Consider the following 18,426-nt stretch of genomic DNA (forward strand, 5'->3'; position numbering starts at 1 on the left):
CAGCACGTGCCACCTTCCGGCGCCAGTTAATGGATCTACGCAATACCAATGCCAGCTTTATAAAATTGCTCTACTAATCAAAAGCTTATGCATCGCCCTGACACCTCCGAACGGTTTTCCTGTAGCGGTTTCGATACAGATATTGCGCACAGCCTTGATTTGCTGGCTGGCAAGAGGCTCGTATTTGTTTCGATACGCTGTATGCAATTCGATACATTGCGGGCGGCCGGCTGGTGCGCAGTGAGGTGATTAAGGACAGTGAGATGAGCAAATGTTTCCGATGGTGACGTTTGCGTCAGGCGCCTCCGCCACGACTGCCGATGCCATATTTGCGCAGGCGCATGGCGATGGCGCTGTGGGAGCTTTTCAGACGGGCTGCGAGTAGGCGGGTAGAAGGGTGGCTGGCGTGCAGCCTTTCCAGAATCGAGCGCTCGAAGGCTTCCATGGCCTCGCTGAGACTGGATATTTCATCGTCCTGGCTAGCCAGTCGAGTACGGGCGATATCAAGATCGTCCAGCCCGATCATGCTGCCGTCGGACATTGCCGCGGCGCGAAAGATGACGTTCTGTAGCTGGCGCACATTGCCGGGCCAGCTGTTGCCAAGCAGGGCTGGATAGGTCGATGGGGCAAGCCGACAAGGCGGTCGCTGGATCTGCGTGCACGCTTGCAGCAGGAAGTGTCGCGCCAGCAGGAGGATGTCTTCGCCCCGTTCGCGCAGCGGCGGAACAGCGAGATTGAGGACGTTGAGTCGATAGAACAGGTCTTCACGAAAGGCGCCTTCGGCTACCAGTTGTTCGAGGTCGCGGTGGGTGGCGCTGAGGATGCGCACGTCGACGCGTATCTCGCGCTCGCCGCCGACTCGGCGAAAGCTCCCTTCGCTTAGAAAGTGCATCAGCTTGGCTTGCAGGTAGGGTGACAGTTCGGCGATCTCGTCGAGAAAAACCGTGCCGCCGTTGGCCAGCTCCAGTAGGCCGGGTTTGCCGCTGCGCTGGTTGGCGTTCGCGGCGCCGGGTGCATAACCGAAGAGTTCACCGTCAGCCTGGTTCTCCGATACGGCAGCGCAGCTGAGCGTGAGGAACGGCGCTTTGCTGCGAGGGCTGGCGGCGTGGCAGGCGCGGGCAACCAGCTCCTTGCCGGTGCCGGTTTCGCCCTGAATCAGGAGTGGCGCATCCAGCACTGCCACACGCACGCCGCGCGCCTTGAGCGTGCGGATTGCCGGCGAATCGCCCAGCAGTGCCTCGAAACTTTCCGCATGGTGCGGGTGCAGCGCGGCCAGGCGCTCGCCCAGGCGGCTGGGTGCATACAGCGTCAGCAGTGCGCCTGCGGTTGGGTGGGAGCCGTCCGTGCTGGGGCTTTCGGCAACCGGCATCACGTCGATCAGCAGGGACTGGCCATTGAAGATGATCTCGCGCATGGGCAGGCGGAAGTTCTGCTCAAGCATCGCGGTCTGTAGTTCAGGCGCATCGAACAGCTCGCCGACGAACCGGCCTTCGGGGTCGAGCCCTACCAGGCTGATCAGCGCGGGATTGGCCATGAGCACCTTGCCATCGCCATCGACCGCCATCAGCGGGTCCGGCATGGCATGCAGCAGGGCATCGAGCTGCAGGCGTCGCTGTTGACCGGGGAGCATGCTGACAACCTGGATATCCTGTACGCCACGCACATTGCGCAGCGCCTGGCGCAGCTCGTCGAGCACCTCGGTGTCGAGTGTCGGCGCGTCTATATAGACGTTGGGCGGCACCATCTCCACGGCATCGAGATTCAGGTTGCGGGCCACCAGCAGGGCAAGAACCTCCTGAGTAATGCCGATGCGGTCGATGAAGGTAACGTGTATGCGCATGCTGTTCGGGCTTTGATCGAAGTGCGCAGTATGCCCTGCTAGCCGGTACTAGTGCATTTACTCCGTGGGCCGGAGTGGGCGCCAGGGATTGTTTTCCAGACTGTTGTGGACAGCGGTCGCGGCCTGGGCAGCCTGCCCGGTGGCTACGCTCAACTGCTTGAGCCCGACCACGACATCGCCCAGGGCATAGAGTCCCGCTACGGATGTCTGTTGGTGCGAGTCGACAATCAGTGCGCCCTGTTCGTCGCAGGTGGCGCCCAGGCGGGTGGCCAGATCGGAGCGCACGCGCGCGCCGAGGTTGGGGTAGATGATGTCGAAGTGATGGGTCTCGCCGTTGCGGGTCTGCAGCTCGATGCCCGTAGGGCAGGGCTGCAGAGCTTCGACGCAGTCGCCGATCAGCCGGATGTCGTAATGGCGGGCCAGTGCAAGGGCTTCCTCGCAGGCGCGCGGATCGCCGTGGACCACCACGGTAACCCGGTCGGTGAAGGTGCGCAGGAAAACGGCATGGCGAATGGTGTCTTCGGCCTCGCCGTATACCGCGACGTTTTCGCCGCTGACTTCATAGCCGTCGCAGATCGGACACAGGCGCAGACTGCCGGCGGCGATGGCGTCTCGGGCATCGGGCATCTGCGGCAGCGTGTCCTCGATCCCTGTGGCGAGAATGACGCGGCGGGCAATGCAGGTGCGACCGTCGTAATGCGCGGTGAACCCTTCGGCATGGGGTTCGATCAGCTCGACCTTGCCGTGTTCGATCCGGGCGCCATAGCTGGTGGCCTGCTCGCGCAATCGGGCGAGCAGGGCCTCACCGGAGATGCCGGGTGGAAAACCCGGGTAGTTGCGTGAGCGGGGTATCAGTGCTGCGCGACTGGCTCCTGCATCCACCACCAGGCAATCGCGATGGAAGCGGGCCAGGTAAAGTGCGGCAGTCAGACCTCCGGGGCCCGCGCCAATCACCAGGCAGTCGGTCAATGTGGTCGACGAGGAGGTGGCTTCGTTCATTGGCGTGTGGGCAGCTGAGGTGTCGTCAGTAGAAACGGCGGGCAGGATAAAGTTCTGGCCCGCCGTCGCCGATCAAAGACTGGCCCGGATATGGTCAGGACGGATTTTTGGCTGCGTAGCAGGGCGGCGAATTCTGCTCGTCCTGGCGTTCGAGCTGCTCCTCCAGCCACTCTGCCAATACCTGGGCGTTGTTCTGCTCTTCGTCCCGGGCGGCGTAGATAAGAGTGAGGCGCTCCCGCTTGCCAGCCATGTCCAGCAGCGGCCACCAATGCTCGGGGTGTGCGGCGAGCTGTTGGCGGTAGCGTTCGCGAAAGGCCTCGAAGTCCAGCTCGTTGCGCTTGAAGGCTCGGCGCAATTCGCTGGATGGCGCCACCTCCTTGTGCCATTGCTCCAGCTGCAGCGCCTCCTTGCGGCAGTTGCGCGGCCAGAGCCGATCTACCAGCACTCGTCGGCCATCCTCGTGAGTCGGGCTTTCATAGGCGCGTTTGCAGCGGATCATGGCGGGCCTCTGTAGATCAGGTAGGGTCTAAATTACTTATCGTGTGGTTTTTTCAACCTGTGTCGTCAGGGTGATTAGTACATGCTTATACGTAACTTCTTGATTCTTATCGATATAAATGACGGCACGCTTCATGAAAGAGACGGATGCATTTCCAAAGCTTCGAAGGAGCGCTTCCGCATGAACAAGTCGATAGTGATAGCCAGTGTACTGCTGCTGACATGCACCCTGGTGAATGCCGATGAAGTGATGACCGTAGAAAGGGACCGTGTGCTGGGCGGCGGATTTGGTGGCCTCAGTGGCTTCATGCTGGGGGCCGCTGCCGGAGGTCCGCTTGGCGCACTGGTAGGCGCTGGGGTGGGGTATTTCGCCGGACAGGGTGTGCAGGAAGTGGCGGGGCCGGATCACAGCCTTTATGTGCTCCGGGATGAAGAAGGAAATATCAGTCATCTGCGGACCTCCGCCAAAGGTTTCGAAGTCGGTCAGCAGGTCGAGCGAGGCGGCAGCCAGTTGGCCGCGCGTCCGTGAGGCAATCTGTCGGGGGCAAGGCAGATGGCTGGAGTGCTAGGCTGAAAACCTGACGACCAAGGGGCAGAAATGAGCTATTCCCTGTTGCATGTGACCCACTTGCTGGGTGCGATCTTTTTCATCGGTGCGCTGTTTATCGAGGTGGCCGTGCTGGCCAGGGTGCGGCAGCAGATCGAGCCGGAGCTGATGCAGCGTGTCGACAAGGCGGTCGGCGCACGCTTGCGGGTGGTGTTGCACTGGGTGGTGCTGTTCGTCTACGGCGCGGGTATTGGCCTGGCTTGGCATCATCGGCATCTGCTTGCCGATCCTTTTGCCAGCAGTTTCGGCACGCTGCTGACGCTGAAGATTCTGCTCGCCATCGGTGTCTTCTTCACCTTTGGCGCAGTGGCCATGCTGCTGCGTAGCGGGCGGATGACACCGGGGCGCTACCGTGCCATTCACTGGGCCATCTTTCTGCAGATGGTCGGCATTGTGGTGTTGGCCAAGGCGATGTTTTATCTGAGCTGGTAGCGCGGTCGTGGGCCAGAGCCTGGCACCTGTAGGAGTGGGCCATGCCCACGAACAGCGTCTGCACGCTGATGCGGGCTTCTTCACGGGCATGGCCCGTTCCCACATTTTCCTGATGCGCTGGAAGCTTCAGCTTGGTGGGTGCAAGCACCGCAGGTGCTTCTGTCGGTGCCCATCGTGTCATTGATTGGGCCTGATTCAGCAGGCGTACTTTCGTTGCTTTCACGCCTGCCGGGTTTAAGGTGAATGTAACCACCCGAACCCAGAGGTATCGCATGAATTTCGCCTACAGCCCGCGTGTGGAGGCACTGCGTCAGCAACTGCACGCCTTCATGGATCAGCACATTGTGCCGCGCATCGGCGCCTGGCATGCCGAGGTTGCTGCCGGCCAGTACCCGGTTTCCTTTATGGACGACCTCAAGGCGCTGGCGCGTGCGGAAGGGCTGTGGAACCTGTTCCTGCCGTCGCTGGGCGCTGACGAGCCGGGAATGGGCCTGAGCAATCTGGAATACGCACCACTGGCGGAAATCATGGGGCGCGTGCACTGGGCGTCCGAGGTGTTCAACTGCAATGCACCGGACACCGGCAACATGGAGCTGCTGCACATGTTCGCCACGCCTGAGCAGCGCGAGCGCTGGCTCAAGCCGCTGCTCGAAGGCGAGATCCGCTCGGCCTTCGCCATGACCGAGCCGGACGTACCCTCATCGGATGCCACCAACATCCAGACCCTGATTCGCCGTGACGGCGACGACTACGTCATCAACGGACGCAAGTGGTTCATCACCAACGCCGCGCACCCCAGCTGCAAGGTGCTGATCGTGATGGGCAAGACCGATCCCGACGCCGACACCCATCAGCAGCAGAGCATGATTCTGGTGCCCTTCGACACGCCTGGCGTGGAGCTGGTGCGCAATATTCCGGTGATGAACCATATCGCCCCCGAGGGCCACTGCGAGCTACTGTTCAAGGATGTGCGAGTGCCGGCGAGCAACCTGCTGGGTAAGGAGGGCGAGGGCTTCATGATGGCCCAGGCGCGCCTGGGACCGGGTCGCATCCATCACTGCATGCGTTCCATCGGCATGGCCGAGCTGGCGCTGGAGCTGATGGTCGAGCGTAGCCAGGAACGCAAGGCTTTCGGCAAATACCTGGCGCAGTATTCCAACATTGCCGACTGGATTGCCGAGTCGCGTATCGAGATCGAGCAGGCGCGGCTGCTGGTATTGAAAACCGCCTGGATGATCGACGAGGTCGGCGCCAGGGCGGCACGCAAGGAAATCGCCATGATCAAGGCGCTGGTGCCGCGCATGCATACAAACGTCGTCGATCGTGCAATCCAGGTATATGGAGCCATGGGTCTGACGCCTGACACGCCGCTGGCGGACATGTGGATAGGCGGGCGTTCCCTGCGCTTTGCCGATGGCCCCGACCAGGTGCATCTGCGCAGCATCACGAGGATGGAAATAAAGGCCAGCGAGGCCAGTCGTGGCGCCACCGCAGCCTATCTCACGCCACCGGGTCGCCACTGATCGGAGCGCTCGTCAGCGGGGTTGCTGCCGATGCAGTAGCTTTTGAACCTGGGCTGGAATAGCGAAGCGGTGCTGTTCCAGCCCAGCCGGTGCGTTGGGTCCTTTCGTGCCAGATGCCGATGGCTTTAACGTAAACCTTTTCTCTTCGGGACTTCTCTCCAGCCGCTGCGCCGCTAGGTATTTGTCCGGCGTGGTCGTAATGGACGACAGCGTCTGGATGCCGCCAAAAGCCCCATATCTTGAACGTCCCTGAATAGCAGCTAGTCTTCATCGAGGTATGGCAGGCTCTGGCGTGCATCTGCGCTTTCGTTGACATGGCTCAACGGAAGCGCGCTTTAGATGGCGGGCTTGATTGTAATCAAGGGTAAACCCGACTCGTGTCACCTACCATGCCTCGAACATTTCTGCGGGAAGTGGAGTGATATGAAGCCCCTGTGTAGTACGTCTGTAGTCAGTGGCAATTGGGGGAAGTGTCTGCTGGTCGCAGTATTCCTTATGTTCACCAGCCTGACGCTGCAGGCCAAGGAGTACGAGGCCGAACGGCAGCGTATCGAGCAGTTCTTCCCCCGCGCTACGCACATTTCCGAGCCTGAGGGCGAATACCAGGTGCGTACCCTGGCCGACGGCGTCGGTACGGTGCACGGCTACGCCTTCCAGAGCATCCACGTCACCGACATGCCGGCCTACTCCGGCAAGCCGATCAACATGCAGATCCTGCTCGACCCTGCAGGCGCCATCGTTGATGCCTACATGCTCGAACACCACGAACCCATCGTGCTGATCGGCATTCCCGAGCAAAAAGTGCACGACTTCAACGCCCACTACGCCGGCATCAGGGCCGACCAGCGCGTGGTGGTCGGCCGTTCCAGCGACCAGAGCGCGGTGACCATCGATGCCGTGACCGGTGCCACCGTGACGGTGATGGTGATCAACGAAATCGTCATGCGCGCCGCACACACGGTCGCCGTGGACCTGGGCCTGGTGGCCGCCGGCGCCAGTGCTCGGCCGAAGATCGCCCTGGTACGCGAAGATATTTATCAGCCTAGCAACTGGACCGAATTGACGGGTAATGGCGCCATCCGCCGCATGCACCTGACCCGAGGCCAGGTGGACGACGCCTTCATCGGCACCGAGGCAGAGGGTGTCGACGTGGCCAGCGCGGAGCAGCGCGACGAGACCTTCATCGATCTCTACGCCACCCATCTGAACCCGCCCACCATTGGCCGCAACCTGCTGGGCGAACGTCAGTACAGCGAACTGATGGAGAACCTCAAGCCGGGCGAGCACGCGTTCGCGGTGCTGGCCAACGGTGACTACTCGTTCAAGGGCTCGGGCTATGTGCGTGGCGGCATCTTCGATCGGGTGCAGCTGCGTCAGTTCGGCGACACCATCAGTTTCCGCGACCTGGACTTCATCCGCCTATCCGACGTTTACGCCGAGGGCATGCCGGACTTCTTCGAGATGGCGATCTTCATCGCCCGCGAGCAATACCGTTTCGACCCCGGTTCGGCCTGGAACCTGGAGCTGCTGGTACGTCGTCAGATCGGCCCGATCGAGAGCATCTTCACCAGCTTCGAAATGCCCTACCTGCTGCCTGATGCCTATTTCGAGCGGCCGCCGCTGACTGCCGAGGAACTGGCCGCCATCGAAGAGGCCAACCGTCCGCTGTGGGTCAATATCTGGTACCAGAAGAGCTTCCAGATCGGCGTGATCCTGGTGGCGCTGACACTGCTGACCGTAATCCTGTTCATGCAGGACAAATTCGCCAAGCACCCCAACTTCCTCAAGAAGCTGCGCCACGGCTATCTGATCTTCACCGTGGTGTTTATCGGCTGGTACGCCCTGGGGCAGCTGTCGGTGGTCAACGTCCTGACCTTTGTCCATGCCCTGGTGCAGGACTTCCGCTGGGAACTGTTCCTCACCGACCCGGTGATATTCATTCTCTGGGTGTTCACTGCCGCCAGCATCCTGCTGTGGGGCCGCGGCGTGTTCTGCGGTTGGCTGTGCCCCTTTGGCGCCCTCCAGGAGTTGATCAACGAGGCCGCGCGCTGGCTGAAGATTCCTCAGTACGACGTGCCCTTTGCCGTGCACGAGCGGCTCTGGGCGATCAAGTACATCGTCCTGCTGGTGCTGTTCGGCATCTCGCTGGAGTCGATGATGATGGCCGAGAAGGCTGCCGAGGTGGAGCCGTTCAAGACCGCCATCACCCTCAAGTTCGACCGCCAGTGGTGGTTCGTCGCCTACGCGGTATTCCTCCTGGTGATCAACATCTTTACCCGCAAGGTGTACTGCCGCTACGTCTGCCCGCTGGGCGCAGGCCTGGCGATCACCGGCCGCTTCCGCCTGTTCGACTGGCTCAAGCGGCGCAAGGAATGCGGCAACCCCTGCCAGATTTGCGCCAACGAGTGCGAGGTGCAGGCGATCCATCCGGATGGGCACATCAACCACAACGAGTGCCATTACTGCCTCGATTGCCAGATGACCTATCACAACGAGAACAAGTGTCCGCCGCTGATCGCGAAGAACAAGCGCGCCCGGCGTGACAAAAAGGCCCCAGCTGCACCGCAGTTGATTCCCGTGCAAGTGGTGGAACCCTGAGCGCGCTTCTGCCAGCCGCTCGAACTGGTAGTTAGACCCGTGTTTGAAGATGTCCCAAAGGAGCGAAACCCCATGAGCGACAAAGATTCCAAGAACACCCAGGCGCCTGAGAAGCTCAACCTCAGCCGCCGCGGCTTCCTCGGTGCCAGCGCCGTGACCGGTGCAGCGGTGGCCGCCACCGCGCTCGGCGGTGCGGTAATGACTCGTGAGTCCTGGGCCCAGGCGGTCAAGGAATCCAAGCAGAAAATCCACGTTGGCCCCGGCGAACTGGATGACTACTACGGCTTCTGGTCCGGCGGCCACCAGGGTGAAGTGCGCGTCCTGGGCGTACCGTCCATGCGCGAAATCATGCGTATCCCGGTGTTCAACGTCGACTCGGCCAGCGGCTGGGGCCTGACCAACGAAAGCCGCGCGATCATGGGCGAAAGCGCCAAGTTCCTGAACGGCGACTGCCACCACCCGCACATCTCCATGACCGACGGCAAGTACGACGGCAAGTACCTGTTCATCAACGACAAGGCCAACAGCCGCGTTGCACGTATCCGCCTGGATATCATGAAGTGCGACAAGATGCTCACCATTCCCAACGTCCAGGCCATCCACGGTCTGCGTCTGCAGAAGGTGCCGCACACCAAGTACGTGTTTGCCAACGCCGAGTTCATCATCCCGCACCCCAACGACGGCAAGGTCTTCGACCTGCAGGATGAAAACAGCTACACCATGTACAACGCCATCGATGCGGAAACCATGGAAATGGCCTTCCAGGTCATCGTCGACGGCAACCTCGACAACACCGACGCCGACTACACCGGCCGCTTTGCCGCCGCCACCTGCTACAACTCGGAGAGGGCCTTCGACCTGGGCGGGATGATGCGCAACGAGCGCGACTGGGTGGTGGTGTTCGACATCCATGCGATTGAAAAAGCCGTCAAGGCCGGCAAGTTCATCACCCTCGGCGACTCCAAGACGCCAGTGCTCGACGGCCGCAAGAAAGATGGCAAGAACAGCGAGTTCACCCGCTACGTGCCAGTGCCGAAGAACCCTCACGGCCTCAACACCTCGTCCGATGGCAAGTACTTCATCGCCAACGGCAAGCTGTCGCCGACCTGCTCGATGATCGCCATCGACATGCTGCCCGATCTGTTCGCCGGCAAGCTGAAGGACGAGCGTGACGTGGTGGTCGGTGAGCCGGAACTGGGTCTCGGCCCGCTGCATACCACTTTCGACGGCCGCGGCAACGCCTACACCACGTTGTTCATCGACAGCCAGGTGGTCAAGTGGAACATGGAGGAGGCCCGCCGTGCCTACAAGGGCGAGAAGGTCAACTACATCAAGCAGAAGCTCGACGTGCATTACCAGCCGGGCCACCTGCACGCCTCGCTGTGCGAAACCAGCGAAGCCGATGGCAAGTGGCTGGTGGCGCTGTCCAAGTTCTCCAAGGACCGCTTCCTGCCGACCGGCCCGTTGCACCCGGAAAACGATCAGCTGATCGATATTTCGGGCGATGAAATGAAGCTGGTACACGACGGCCCGACCTATGCCGAGCCGCATGACTGCATCATGGCCCGCCGTGATCAGATCAAGACCAAGAAGATCTGGGACCGCAACGATCCGTTCTTCGCGCCAACCGTGAAGATGGCCGAGAAGGACGGCATCAACCTGACGGCTGACAACAAGGTCATCCGCGACGGCAACAAGGTCCGCGTCTATATGACCTCCATGGCGCCGGCGTTCGGCGTGCAGGAGTTCACCGTCAAGCAGGGTGACGAAGTGACCGTGGTCGTGACCAACATCGACCAGATCGAGGACGTGACCCACGGTTTCGTCATGGTCAACCATGGCGTGAGCATGGAGATCAGCCCGCAGCAGACCTCCTCCATCACCTTTGTCGCCGACAAGCCCGGCCTGCATTGGTACTACTGCAGCTGGTTCTGCCATGCGCTGCACATGGAGATGGTCGGTCGCATGATGGTCGAGCCGGCCTGAGGCCAGGCTGCGTGATTCGTGGGGCGGTCAGGCGCATGCGCCGCGTCGCTCCCACGAGCATTTTCCGGCACGGCAACCCTCGGCTGCTGTGCTGCATGATTCGCCTGGATACTGAAAGAAGGTAATGGCTGTGCTCGGATTTCAGGCAACTCATCGATTGCAAGCGACATTGGCGCTCATGGCGCTGATGATTTCCAGCGGCGCCGCTCTGGCGGCGCCGCAACCCATCACCGTTCTGCCGCTGCAGGCAGAGGGCGACAACCGCTGGACGCTGCCGGCCGGCGATTACAGCGGACAATTTCTAATCGACCAGCCGATGACGCTGACCTGTGCGCCGGGCGCCGTGATCCGCGGGCAGAACCGCGGCAACGTCCTTACCGTGCGCGCAGCGGACGTCACCATCGAAGGGTGTGAGTTGCGCGAGTCGGGCCGCGACCTGACCCAGATGAACGCAGCGATCTTTCTCGAACCCACGGCCAATGGCACGGTGATCCGCAACAACTACCTGCAGGGAGCGGGCTTCGGGATCTGGGCGGAGCTCAACCAGAACGTGCTGATCGAAGGCAACCGGATCGAAGGCGACCTCGGCCTGCGTTCCCAGGATCGCGGCAACGGCATCCACCTGTTTTCCGTGAAAGGTGCCCGCGTGCTGGGCAACCACGTCTGGCACACCCGCGACGGCATCTATATCGACAACTCCAACGGCAACAGCATCGAGCACAATCTGTTCGAGGATCTGCGCTATGGCGTGCACTACATGTTTTCCCATGACAACCGTGTCATCGCCAATACCACTCGCCGCACCCGCACCGGCTACGCGCTGATGCAAAGCCGCAAGCTGACCGTGACCGGCAACCGCTCGGAGCAGGACCAGAACTACGGGATCCTGATGAACTACATCACCTACTCGACGATCAGCGACAACCTCGTCGCCGACGTGGAGCGTGGCGATACCGGTGGCGACAGCATGATCAGCGGCGGTGAAGGCAAGGCGCTGTTCATCTACAACTCGCTGTTCAACACCATCGAGGACAACCACTTCCAGCGCAGCGACCTGGGCATCCACCTGACTGCGGGTTCGGAAGACAACCGTATCTCCGGCAACGCGTTCGTCGGCAATGCGCAGCAGGTCAAGTACGTTGCCATACGCACCCAGGAATGGTCGGTGGACGGCCGCGGCAACTACTGGAGCGACTACCTGGGCTGGGACCGTAACGAAGACGGTCTGGGCGATATCGCCTACGAGCCCAATGACAACGTCGACCGCCTGCTGTGGATGTACCCCCAGGTGCGCCTGCTGATGAACAGCCCGAGCATCGAAGTGCTGCGCTGGGTGCAGCGCGCGTTTCCGGTGGTCAAGTCACCGGGGGTGCAGGACAGCCATCCGCTGATGAAGCCGCCTGCCAGAGGCGTCACCGAGGAACCGATGAACACAACGCAGAGGCCCCACTCATGAATGCTGTCGAGATCCAGGGCGTCAGCCAGCGTTACGGCAACATGACCGTGTTGCAGGATTTGAACCTGAGCCTGGGCGAGGGCGAGGTGCTGGGGCTGTTCGGCCATAACGGCGCCGGCAAGACCACCAGCATGAAACTGATTCTCGGCCTGCTGCAGGCCAGCGAAGGGCGCGTCCAGGTGCTGGGGCGCGATCCGCGCACCACCGATGTGCGCCGCCAGCTGGGTTATCTGCCGGAGAACGTGACCTTCTACCCGCAACTGACGGGGCGTGAAACCCTGCGACACTTCGCGCGGCTGAAGAGCACGCCGCTTGGCCAGGTAGACGATCTGCTCGAGCAGGTCGGCCTCGCTCACGCCGCTGACCGTCGGGTGAAAACCTACTCCAAGGGCATGCGCCAGCGCCTCGGTCTGGCCCAGGCGGTGCTCGGCGAACCGCGGCTGCTGCTCCTCGACGAGCCCACCGTGGGTCTCGACCCAATCGCCACCCAGGAGCTTTACTTGCTGGTCGATCGCCTGCGCCGCAGCGGTACCAGCGTGATCCTCTGCTCCCACGTGCTGCCCGGCGTGGAAGCGCATATCAACCGCGCGGCGATCCTGGCCAAGGGCCGTTTGCAGGCCATCGGCAGCATCAAGCAGTTGCGTGGTGAGGCGGGTTTGCCGACCCGCATTCGTGCCAGCGGCATGAGCCAGAGCGACGCCTGGCTGGAGCGCTGGAACGCCGCGGGCTATTCGACGCAGCGGCATGGCGCCGATGGCGTCGAGGTGGTCGCCGTCAACGGCCACAAGCTGCCTTTGCTGCGCGAGCTGCTCGGCGAGGGCGAGCCCCAAGACGTGGAGATCCATCAGCCCTCGCTGGAGGATCTGTATCGCTACTACATGGAGCGCGCCGGCGACGTGCGGGCGGCGGAGGGCAAGGCATGAATCAGGTCTGGAACATTGCCCGCAAGGAACTCAGTGACGGTCTGCGCAACCGCTGGTTGCTGGCGATCAGCCTGCTATTCGCCGTGCTTGCAGTGGGCATCGCCTGGCTGGGCGCGGCAGCCTCGGGGCAGCTGGGCTTCACCTCGATCCCGGCGACCATCGCCAGTCTGGCCAGTCTGGCCACCTTTCTGATGCCGCTGATTGCGCTGCTGCTGGCCTATGACGCCATCGTCGGCGAAGACGAGGGCGGCACGCTGATGCTGTTGCTGACCTATCCGCTGGGGCGCGGGCAGATCCTGCTGGGCAAATTCGTTGGTCATGGTCTGATCCTGGCGCTGGCAGTGCTGATCGGCTTCGGCTGTGCCGCTGTGGCGATTGCGCTGCTGGTCGAGGATATCGAGCTGGGCGTGCTGGTCTGGGCCTTCGGCCGCTTCATGATCTCTTCGACGCTGCTGGGCTGGGTATTTCTGGCGCTGGCCTACGTGATCAGCAGCAAGGTCAGCGAGAAATCCAGCGCGGCGGGCCTGGCGCTGGGCGTCTGGTTCCTCTTCGTGCTGGTCTTCGACCTGGTGCTGCTGGCCCTACTGGTGCTCAGCGAGGGCAAGTTCAGCCCGGAACTGCTGCCGTGGCTGTTGTTGCTCAATCCTGCCGATATCTACCGGCTGATCAACCTGTCCGGCTTCGAAGGCGGCAACGCCATGGGCGTGCTGTCGCTGGGCAGTGACCTGCCGCTGCCGGCTGCGGCGCTCTGGCTTTGCCTGCTGGTCTGGATGGGTGTTTCGTTGCTGGCTGCATACGGCGTGTTTCGCCGCCGGCTTGCCTGATTTCATTGGAGGAAGGAACTGAAATGATGAAAGCGCTATATACCAAGGCTTCCAGCGTGCTGATCGCCTTGTTGCTGCTGGGGCTGGCAGGATGCGGCGAGTCCGAGCAGGCCACGCAGCCGGTAGAGCCGGTGGCGTTCCATGCTGACGACGAGTGCCATGTCTGCGGCATGGCCATTCTGGATTTCCCCGGCCCGAAGGGGCAGGCGGTGGAGAGGGGCGGCGTGAAGAAGTTCTGCTCCACGGGGGAGATGATCGGCTGGTGGCTGCAGCCGGAAAACCGCGTGCTGGATGCCAAGCTCTATGTGCATGACATGGCGCACGGCAGCTGGGCGCAACCCGATGATGCCCATCTGATCGACGCCAGGAGCGCCTGGTATGTGGCCGGCACCGAGCTTGAGGGCGCCATGGGCGCGGTGCTGGCATCGTTCGCCGATGAGGATGCTGCACGGCAACTGGCGGCCGAGCATGGTGGGCAGGTGCTGCGTTTCGAGGAGATCGATCAGGCAGTGCTGCAGAGTTTTCCGGGCATGGGGCACATGGGGCACGACCCTGTGGAGCACATGGAGGAAATGAACGATCACGAGCATGACCACGCGGGTCATTGAACGGCAATGCAACTTCCAAGAGGTGAATGAAATGATGGGTATCAGCATCTGGCAGCTTCTGATCATTCTGCTGATCGTGGTCATGCTGTTCGGCACCAAGCGCCTGCGCAACCTGGGCTCCGACCTGGGCGGGGCCATCAGCGGCTTTCGCAAATCGGTGAACGAAGGGGAGAACAGCCCGGAGCCGGTCAAGCAGGAGATCAAGTAGACCGGCATCGATGCGGCTGCTTCCGAGCAGCCGCATGGTGCGATTTTCCAAACCGTTTGCCCGCTGGACATGTAGCACTGGTCTGCTGCGGGCGAAGGCATGCGTGGGAACAAGACCACACCTCGGTGTAGAGCCATTTCACGGGCATGGCCCGTTCCCACAGAAAAGCGCTCAGCCCCAGTGTAGGAGCGGGCCATGCCCGCGAAGGGGAGTTGCAGCCTCTGCGGCCTGGCTTGTCTGCGGCAAGCCTTGATTCATGTAGCAAAAGCGCAACAGCTCGCCGGCTATTTCACGGGCATGGCCCGTTCCCACGGAAAAGCGCTCAGCCCCAGCGTAGGAGCGGGCCATGCCCGCGAAGAAGGTTTGCAGCGTCCGCGGCCTGATTTGTCTGCGGCAAGCCGTGATTCATACGGCAAAAGCGCAACAGCTCGCCGGCCATGGGCACCACACGTCGCTGGCGCACCTACTCTTGGAAAATCTGATTGCAATCAAGTCTGACCAGGCCGCCTAAGCTGTAGAAAGTACCTGTGGCTGTCGTAGTGGTGACAGCCTTCACTATCAGGTGCGGTGGAGCGTTCACTGCCCGATGTAGAAGAAGCTTCAGGAGGCCTTGTGCAAGTTCTCGATCGGCGAAAAGCCCTAAGTATTCCGCCCGTGTGGCGGCTTGCGTTTCGCCCGTTCTTTCTCGCCGGCAGCATCTTTGCCATGCTCGCCATTCCCCTCTGGATTGCAGCCTGGACCGGTCTCTGGCCCGGTTTTCAACCCACCGGTGGCTGGCTGGCCTGGCACCGTCACGAGATGCTCTTCGGCTTTGCCATGGCCATTGTCGCCGGATTTGTGCTGACGGCCGGGCAGACCTGGACCGGCCAGCCGGGTGTTTCCGGCAACCGCCTGATGGTTCTTGCCGGTGTCTGGCTGGCGGCCCGCCTGAGCTGGCTGTTGGGCCTGCCGCTGGTGCTGCTGGCGCCGCTCAATCTGCTGTTCCTGCTCGGGGTTCTGGTACTGATAGGGCGCATGCTCTGGGTGGTCAGGCAGACGCGCAACTATCCCATCGTGGTCGTGCTGAGCCTGATGATCGGCGCCGAGCTGCTGGTGCTTTCCGGTATCGCGCTGGGTGATGATGGCTTGCAGCGCCAGGGAGTGCTGGCTGCGCTCTGGCTGGTAGCGGCGCTGATGACGCTTATCGGCGGGCGGGTGATTCCGTTCTTCACTCAGCGCGGCCTCGGGCGCACGGCGCAGGTGAAGGCATGGCCCTGGCTTGACTGGTCGCTGCTGGTCGGCAGTGCGCTGATCGCGGTTCTCTATGCCTCGGGTGTGGCGCTGGTAGCGCATGCGCTGCTCGGGGTGCTGTTTCTGGCCGTCGGCCTGGGGCATCTGCTGCGCCTGATCCGCTGGTATGACGCGGGCATCCGCAACGTGCCGCTGCTGTGGTCGCTACACCTGGCGATGCTCTGGCTGGTGGTGGCGACAGTTGGGCTGGCACTGTGGAATTTCGGCTTGCTGAACAACTCCAGTCCGTCGCTGCATGCCCTGAGTGTTGGCGCCATGGGCGGGCTGATCCTGGCGATGATCGCCCGCGTCACGCTGGGCCATACCGGCCGGCCGCTTGAGCTGCCGCCGGGCATCGTCTGGGCCTTTGTGCTGTTCAACCTGGGGGCGCTGTCCCGAGTGTTCCTCTCGACCCTCTGGCCGCTGGGTTCGCTTTGGCTGGCAGCGGCTTGTTGGGCCGCCGCGTTGGGGCTTTATGTCTGGCGCTACGCACCGATGCTGGTGACGGCGCGGGTCGACGGCCATCCGGGCTGACCGCCGAGCCCAAACCTTCCCGGCCTCTGGCCTCTCGTTGATAAAAACTGCTGCCTTTCCAGGGCGGAAGGGCAGCCTGCGGCTCGGCAAAGTGCCGGCATCGGAGATGTAGATGAAAAATACTGAATTCAAGGATCGCTTCGCGGTGATCACCGGTGCCAGCTCCGGTATCGGCCTGGCGCTATGCACCGAGCTGCTCCAGCGTGGCGCCCGTGTTCTGGCGATGTCACGCAGTGTCGGTGGTCTGAAGTCGCTGCTGGAGATCTATGCGGAAAAGCTGCACTGGCTGGAGGGGGACGTTACCTCCAGGGATGATCTGCAGGCACTGGCGCGGCGTGCAGCGCAGCTAGGGCCGGTGGATTATCTGGTACCCAATGCCGGAATCGCCGAGCTGGGCGACAGTCTCGACATGAGCGCCTTTGACAGGCAATGGGCCGTCAACGGCGCGGGCGCGCTGAATACCCTCGGTGCCCTGCGCAACGAACTGGCCCGGCCGGCCTCGGTAGTATTTGTCGGTACCTTCCTGACCCGCAGCACCTTTGCGGGGCTGGCGGCCTATATCGCCAGCAAGGCGGCGCTGGTTGCCCAGGCGCGCACCTTGGCGGTGGAGTTCGCGCCGCTGGGGGTGCGCATCAATATCGTCTCGCCGGGCCCGACGGCAACCGCAATCTGGGGCACGCTGGGGCTGAGCGACGAGCAGTTCGAGCAGGTCGCCGAAATGGTCGGCAAGCGCCTCCTGCCAGGGCATTTCCTGGAGTCCGCCGCGGTGGCCAACGTCATCCTGTTCCAGCTTTCCCAAGGCGCGCGCGGCGTCTATGGCCAGGACTGGGTCGTGGACAACGGTTACACCCTGAACTGATCCCCAGCCCCCGAGAAAGCAGGAGCGAGCATGCTGTTCAAATGGAAAAAGACTGCCCGGCAGCTGCGGCAGGAGCGTGACGATCTGCAGACGACCTGTGATGAGCAGGCGGCCCACATCAATGCGTTGAAGGAGCAGCTGGCGGCAGCCCGGGCGAGCGGCCAGGAAGCCCAGCGGCAACTCGACTACTACCGCGGTGTGGCCGGCAACCTGATTCGCTTCAGTGCTTCTGTCACCCATCTCGGAGACTCCTTCGAATACCTCACGGGGCAACTCGGTGAGAACCATGCGCGTGCCGAGCAGGTAGCCGATGCGGCCATGAGCAACCAGAAGCAGTTCGGCGAGTTACAGGGCCGGGCGGCGGAGATGGAGGGCGGCCTCAACGAGGCTTCGCTGAAGGTCGACACCCTTGCCGGGCGCTCCCAGGAAATCAACGGCATCGTCGATCTCATCAGCGGCATCGCCAGTCAGACCAACCTGCTGGCGCTGAACGCTGCCATTGAGGCGGCGCGCGCTGGCGAGGCCGGGCGCGGCTTTGCAGTCGTCGCCAGCGAAATTCGCAGCCTGGCGGAAAAGACCGCACTGGCGACCGCAGATATCGTGCACAAGATTAGCGAGATCCAGGCGGAGATCGCCAACGTCCACGCCTATATCCGCTCGCAGAGCGGGATGGCGCAGAGTTTCAGCCGCACTACCGAAACGGCTGTCGAGGCCATGGAGAGGCTCCATCGGTTGGCCGGAAACATGCGCCAGGGGATCGAGAGTTCATCGTTTCGTGCCGGGATCGAGCTGGCGAATCTGGACGAGCTATCGCTCAAGTTCGTGGTTTACAACCATGTTCTGGACGCCTCTCGCCAACAGGCTCCGAACCTGCCGGACGAACGCGAATGCCGTTTCGGCCGCTGGTATTACGGTGAGGCCAATCGCGGCATGCAAAAGCAGGATCACTTCCGGCAGATCGAGCGACCGCACATTGCAGTACATGAACAGGGGCAGCAGGCAATTCAGGCATTCAGCCGTCAGTCGCTGGACGAGACGCTGGCCTGCCTGGGCCGTATGGAGGAGGCCAACCTGGAGGTGATGCGTATCGTTGCGTACGTCGTCCAAGAGCAAGAAGCAGCTCGGAGCTGCAACGAGTTCGCCTGAGTCCTAACTCATACTAGGCAGCCGCAGCTGCTTTTATCAATAATATTGCTGTTAACGAGCAGTACTATTCATTGGCGCATAGTGCCGTCGGTGTCGATAATCGCTGCGTCCTTTGG

At 62.2% G+C, this 18,426-nt stretch carries 17 protein-coding genes and 1 pseudogene; 15 read left to right on the plus strand and 3 right to left on the minus strand.

Annotation, left to right across the window (positions count from 1 at the left end; translation table 11 throughout):
• Positions 1–295 precede the first annotated feature (295 nt).
• The 3 genes from BN1079_RS15305 to BN1079_RS15315 all read right to left on the minus strand — a co-directional run bounded on the left by BN1079_RS15305 (position 296) and on the right by BN1079_RS15315 (position 3,338).
• Positions 296–1,840, minus strand: coding sequence for a sigma-54-dependent transcriptional regulator (locus BN1079_RS15305; RefSeq protein WP_037025953.1), 1,545 nt, complete (start codon positions 1,838–1,840; stop codon positions 296–298).
• A gap of 57 nt (positions 1,841–1,897) precedes the next feature.
• Positions 1,898–2,839, minus strand: a complete 942-nt coding sequence (locus BN1079_RS15310; RefSeq protein WP_037025954.1) for an NAD(P)/FAD-dependent oxidoreductase — start codon at positions 2,837–2,839, stop codon at positions 1,898–1,900.
• 94 nt (positions 2,840–2,933) lie between these two features.
• Positions 2,934–3,338, minus strand: a complete 405-nt coding sequence (locus BN1079_RS15315; RefSeq protein WP_037025956.1) for a DUF488 domain-containing protein — start codon at positions 3,336–3,338, stop codon at positions 2,934–2,936.
• 180 nt (positions 3,339–3,518) lie between these two features.
• Here BN1079_RS15315 and BN1079_RS15320 point away from each other — a divergent pair, with 180 nt between their 5' ends.
• From BN1079_RS15320 to BN1079_RS18070, 15 genes and pseudogenes are all read left to right on the plus strand, one after another.
• On the plus strand, positions 3,519–3,866 hold the full coding sequence (locus BN1079_RS15320; RefSeq protein ID WP_037025957.1) for a hypothetical protein: 348 nt from the start codon (positions 3,519–3,521) through the stop codon (positions 3,864–3,866).
• A gap of 69 nt (positions 3,867–3,935) precedes the next feature.
• Entirely contained in the window at positions 3,936–4,376 is a 441-nt protein-coding gene (locus tag BN1079_RS15325) for a CopD family copper resistance protein (protein ID WP_037025959.1), read from the plus strand.
• A 272-nt stretch (positions 4,377–4,648) separates the two neighbouring features.
• Positions 4,649–5,899 carry an acyl-CoA dehydrogenase family protein gene (locus tag BN1079_RS15330; RefSeq protein ID WP_037025961.1) on the plus strand — a complete coding sequence of 417 codons (1,251 nt, stop codon included), beginning with the start codon at positions 4,649–4,651 and terminating at the stop codon, positions 5,897–5,899.
• Positions 5,900–6,394: 495 nt separating this feature from the next.
• Positions 6,395–8,497 carry a transcriptional regulator NosR gene (gene nosR / locus BN1079_RS15335; protein ID WP_231850810.1) on the plus strand — a complete coding sequence of 701 codons (2,103 nt, stop codon included), beginning with the start codon at positions 6,395–6,397 and terminating at the stop codon, positions 8,495–8,497.
• Positions 8,498–8,569: 72 nt separating this feature from the next.
• Positions 8,570–10,483, plus strand: a complete 1,914-nt coding sequence (gene nosZ / locus BN1079_RS15340; RefSeq protein WP_037025964.1) for a TAT-dependent nitrous-oxide reductase — start codon at positions 8,570–8,572, stop codon at positions 10,481–10,483.
• A gap of 124 nt (positions 10,484–10,607) precedes the next feature.
• Positions 10,608–11,939 (plus strand): nitrous oxide reductase family maturation protein NosD, encoded by a 1,332-nt coding sequence (locus tag BN1079_RS15345; RefSeq protein ID WP_052114497.1) that lies wholly within the window; start codon positions 10,608–10,610, stop codon positions 11,937–11,939.
• The gene (locus tag BN1079_RS15350; protein WP_037025965.1) at positions 11,936–12,862 is read left to right on the plus strand and encodes an ABC transporter ATP-binding protein; all 927 of its coding nucleotides are present in this window, start codon (positions 11,936–11,938) and stop codon (positions 12,860–12,862) included. Before BN1079_RS15345 ends, BN1079_RS15350 begins: the two co-directional genes overlap by 4 nt.
• A complete protein-coding gene (locus tag BN1079_RS15355) occupies positions 12,859–13,686 on the plus strand; it encodes an ABC transporter permease (protein WP_037025966.1) in 828 nt (275 codons plus the stop codon). The genes BN1079_RS15350 and BN1079_RS15355 overlap by 4 nt, the downstream gene beginning before the upstream one ends.
• A 26-nt stretch (positions 13,687–13,712) precedes the next feature.
• A complete protein-coding gene (locus tag BN1079_RS15360) occupies positions 13,713–14,294 on the plus strand; it encodes a nitrous oxide reductase accessory protein NosL (protein WP_037027004.1) in 582 nt (193 codons plus the stop codon).
• Positions 14,295–14,328: 34 nt separating this feature from the next.
• Positions 14,329–14,502 carry a twin-arginine translocase TatA/TatE family subunit gene (gene tatA, locus BN1079_RS15365; RefSeq protein ID WP_037027006.1) on the plus strand — a complete coding sequence of 58 codons (174 nt, stop codon included), beginning with the start codon at positions 14,329–14,331 and terminating at the stop codon, positions 14,500–14,502.
• A 346-nt stretch (positions 14,503–14,848) separates the two neighbouring features.
• Entirely contained in the window at positions 14,849–15,013 is a 165-nt protein-coding gene (locus BN1079_RS17745; RefSeq protein ID WP_171819306.1) for a hypothetical protein, read from the plus strand.
• 101 nt (positions 15,014–15,114) lie between these two features.
• Entirely contained in the window at positions 15,115–16,305 is a 1,191-nt protein-coding gene (locus tag BN1079_RS15370; RefSeq protein ID WP_037025967.1) for an NnrS family protein, read from the plus strand.
• Positions 16,306–16,417: 112 nt separating this feature from the next.
• Positions 16,418–17,164: an SDR family NAD(P)-dependent oxidoreductase gene (locus BN1079_RS15375; protein ID WP_037025968.1), complete on the plus strand. Its 747-nt coding sequence runs from the start codon at positions 16,418–16,420 to the stop codon at positions 17,162–17,164.
• A 414-nt stretch (positions 17,165–17,578) separates the two neighbouring features.
• A pseudogene (locus tag BN1079_RS18065) lies at positions 17,579–17,848 on the plus strand (methyl-accepting chemotaxis protein); the annotation flags it as partial.
• 60 nt (positions 17,849–17,908) lie between these two features.
• The gene (locus BN1079_RS18070) at positions 17,909–18,310 is read left to right on the plus strand and encodes a CZB domain-containing protein (RefSeq protein WP_414860271.1); all 402 of its coding nucleotides are present in this window, start codon (positions 17,909–17,911) and stop codon (positions 18,308–18,310) included.
• Positions 18,311–18,426: the final 116 nt, after the last annotated feature.

It is taken from the genome of Pseudomonas saudiphocaensis, assembly GCF_000756775.1.
GTDB classification, from domain to species: domain Bacteria; phylum Pseudomonadota; class Gammaproteobacteria; order Pseudomonadales; family Pseudomonadaceae; genus Stutzerimonas; species Stutzerimonas saudiphocaensis.

Excerpts from the sequence above, each read along its gene's own strand:
- BN1079_RS15305 (WP_037025953.1), bottom strand. The coding sequence starts at position 1,840 with ATGCGCATACACGTTACCTTCATCGACCGCATCGGCATTACTCAGGAG.
- BN1079_RS15310 (WP_037025954.1), bottom strand. The coding sequence starts at position 2,839 with ATGAACGAAGCCACCTCCTCGTCGACCACATTGACCGACTGCCTGGTG.
- BN1079_RS15315 (WP_037025956.1), bottom strand. The coding sequence starts at position 3,338 with ATGATCCGCTGCAAACGCGCCTATGAAAGCCCGACTCACGAGGATGGC.
- BN1079_RS15320 (WP_037025957.1), top strand. The coding sequence starts at position 3,519 with ATGAACAAGTCGATAGTGATAGCCAGTGTACTGCTGCTGACATGCACC.
- BN1079_RS15325 (WP_037025959.1), top strand. The coding sequence starts at position 3,936 with ATGAGCTATTCCCTGTTGCATGTGACCCACTTGCTGGGTGCGATCTTT.
- BN1079_RS15330 (WP_037025961.1), top strand. The coding sequence starts at position 4,649 with ATGAATTTCGCCTACAGCCCGCGTGTGGAGGCACTGCGTCAGCAACTG.
- nosR (WP_231850810.1), top strand. The coding sequence starts at position 6,395 with ATGTTCACCAGCCTGACGCTGCAGGCCAAGGAGTACGAGGCCGAACGG.
- nosZ (WP_037025964.1), top strand. The coding sequence starts at position 8,570 with ATGAGCGACAAAGATTCCAAGAACACCCAGGCGCCTGAGAAGCTCAAC.
- BN1079_RS15345 (WP_052114497.1), top strand. The coding sequence starts at position 10,608 with ATGGCTGTGCTCGGATTTCAGGCAACTCATCGATTGCAAGCGACATTG.
- BN1079_RS15350 (WP_037025965.1), top strand. The coding sequence starts at position 11,936 with ATGAATGCTGTCGAGATCCAGGGCGTCAGCCAGCGTTACGGCAACATG.
- BN1079_RS15355 (WP_037025966.1), top strand. The coding sequence starts at position 12,859 with ATGAATCAGGTCTGGAACATTGCCCGCAAGGAACTCAGTGACGGTCTG.
- BN1079_RS15360 (WP_037027004.1), top strand. The coding sequence starts at position 13,713 with ATGAAAGCGCTATATACCAAGGCTTCCAGCGTGCTGATCGCCTTGTTG.
- tatA (WP_037027006.1), top strand. The coding sequence starts at position 14,329 with ATGGGTATCAGCATCTGGCAGCTTCTGATCATTCTGCTGATCGTGGTC.
- BN1079_RS17745 (WP_171819306.1), top strand. The coding sequence starts at position 14,849 with ATGCCCGCGAAGAAGGTTTGCAGCGTCCGCGGCCTGATTTGTCTGCGG.
- BN1079_RS15375 (WP_037025968.1), top strand. The coding sequence starts at position 16,418 with ATGAAAAATACTGAATTCAAGGATCGCTTCGCGGTGATCACCGGTGCC.
- BN1079_RS18070 (WP_414860271.1), top strand. The coding sequence starts at position 17,909 with ATGCGCCAGGGGATCGAGAGTTCATCGTTTCGTGCCGGGATCGAGCTG.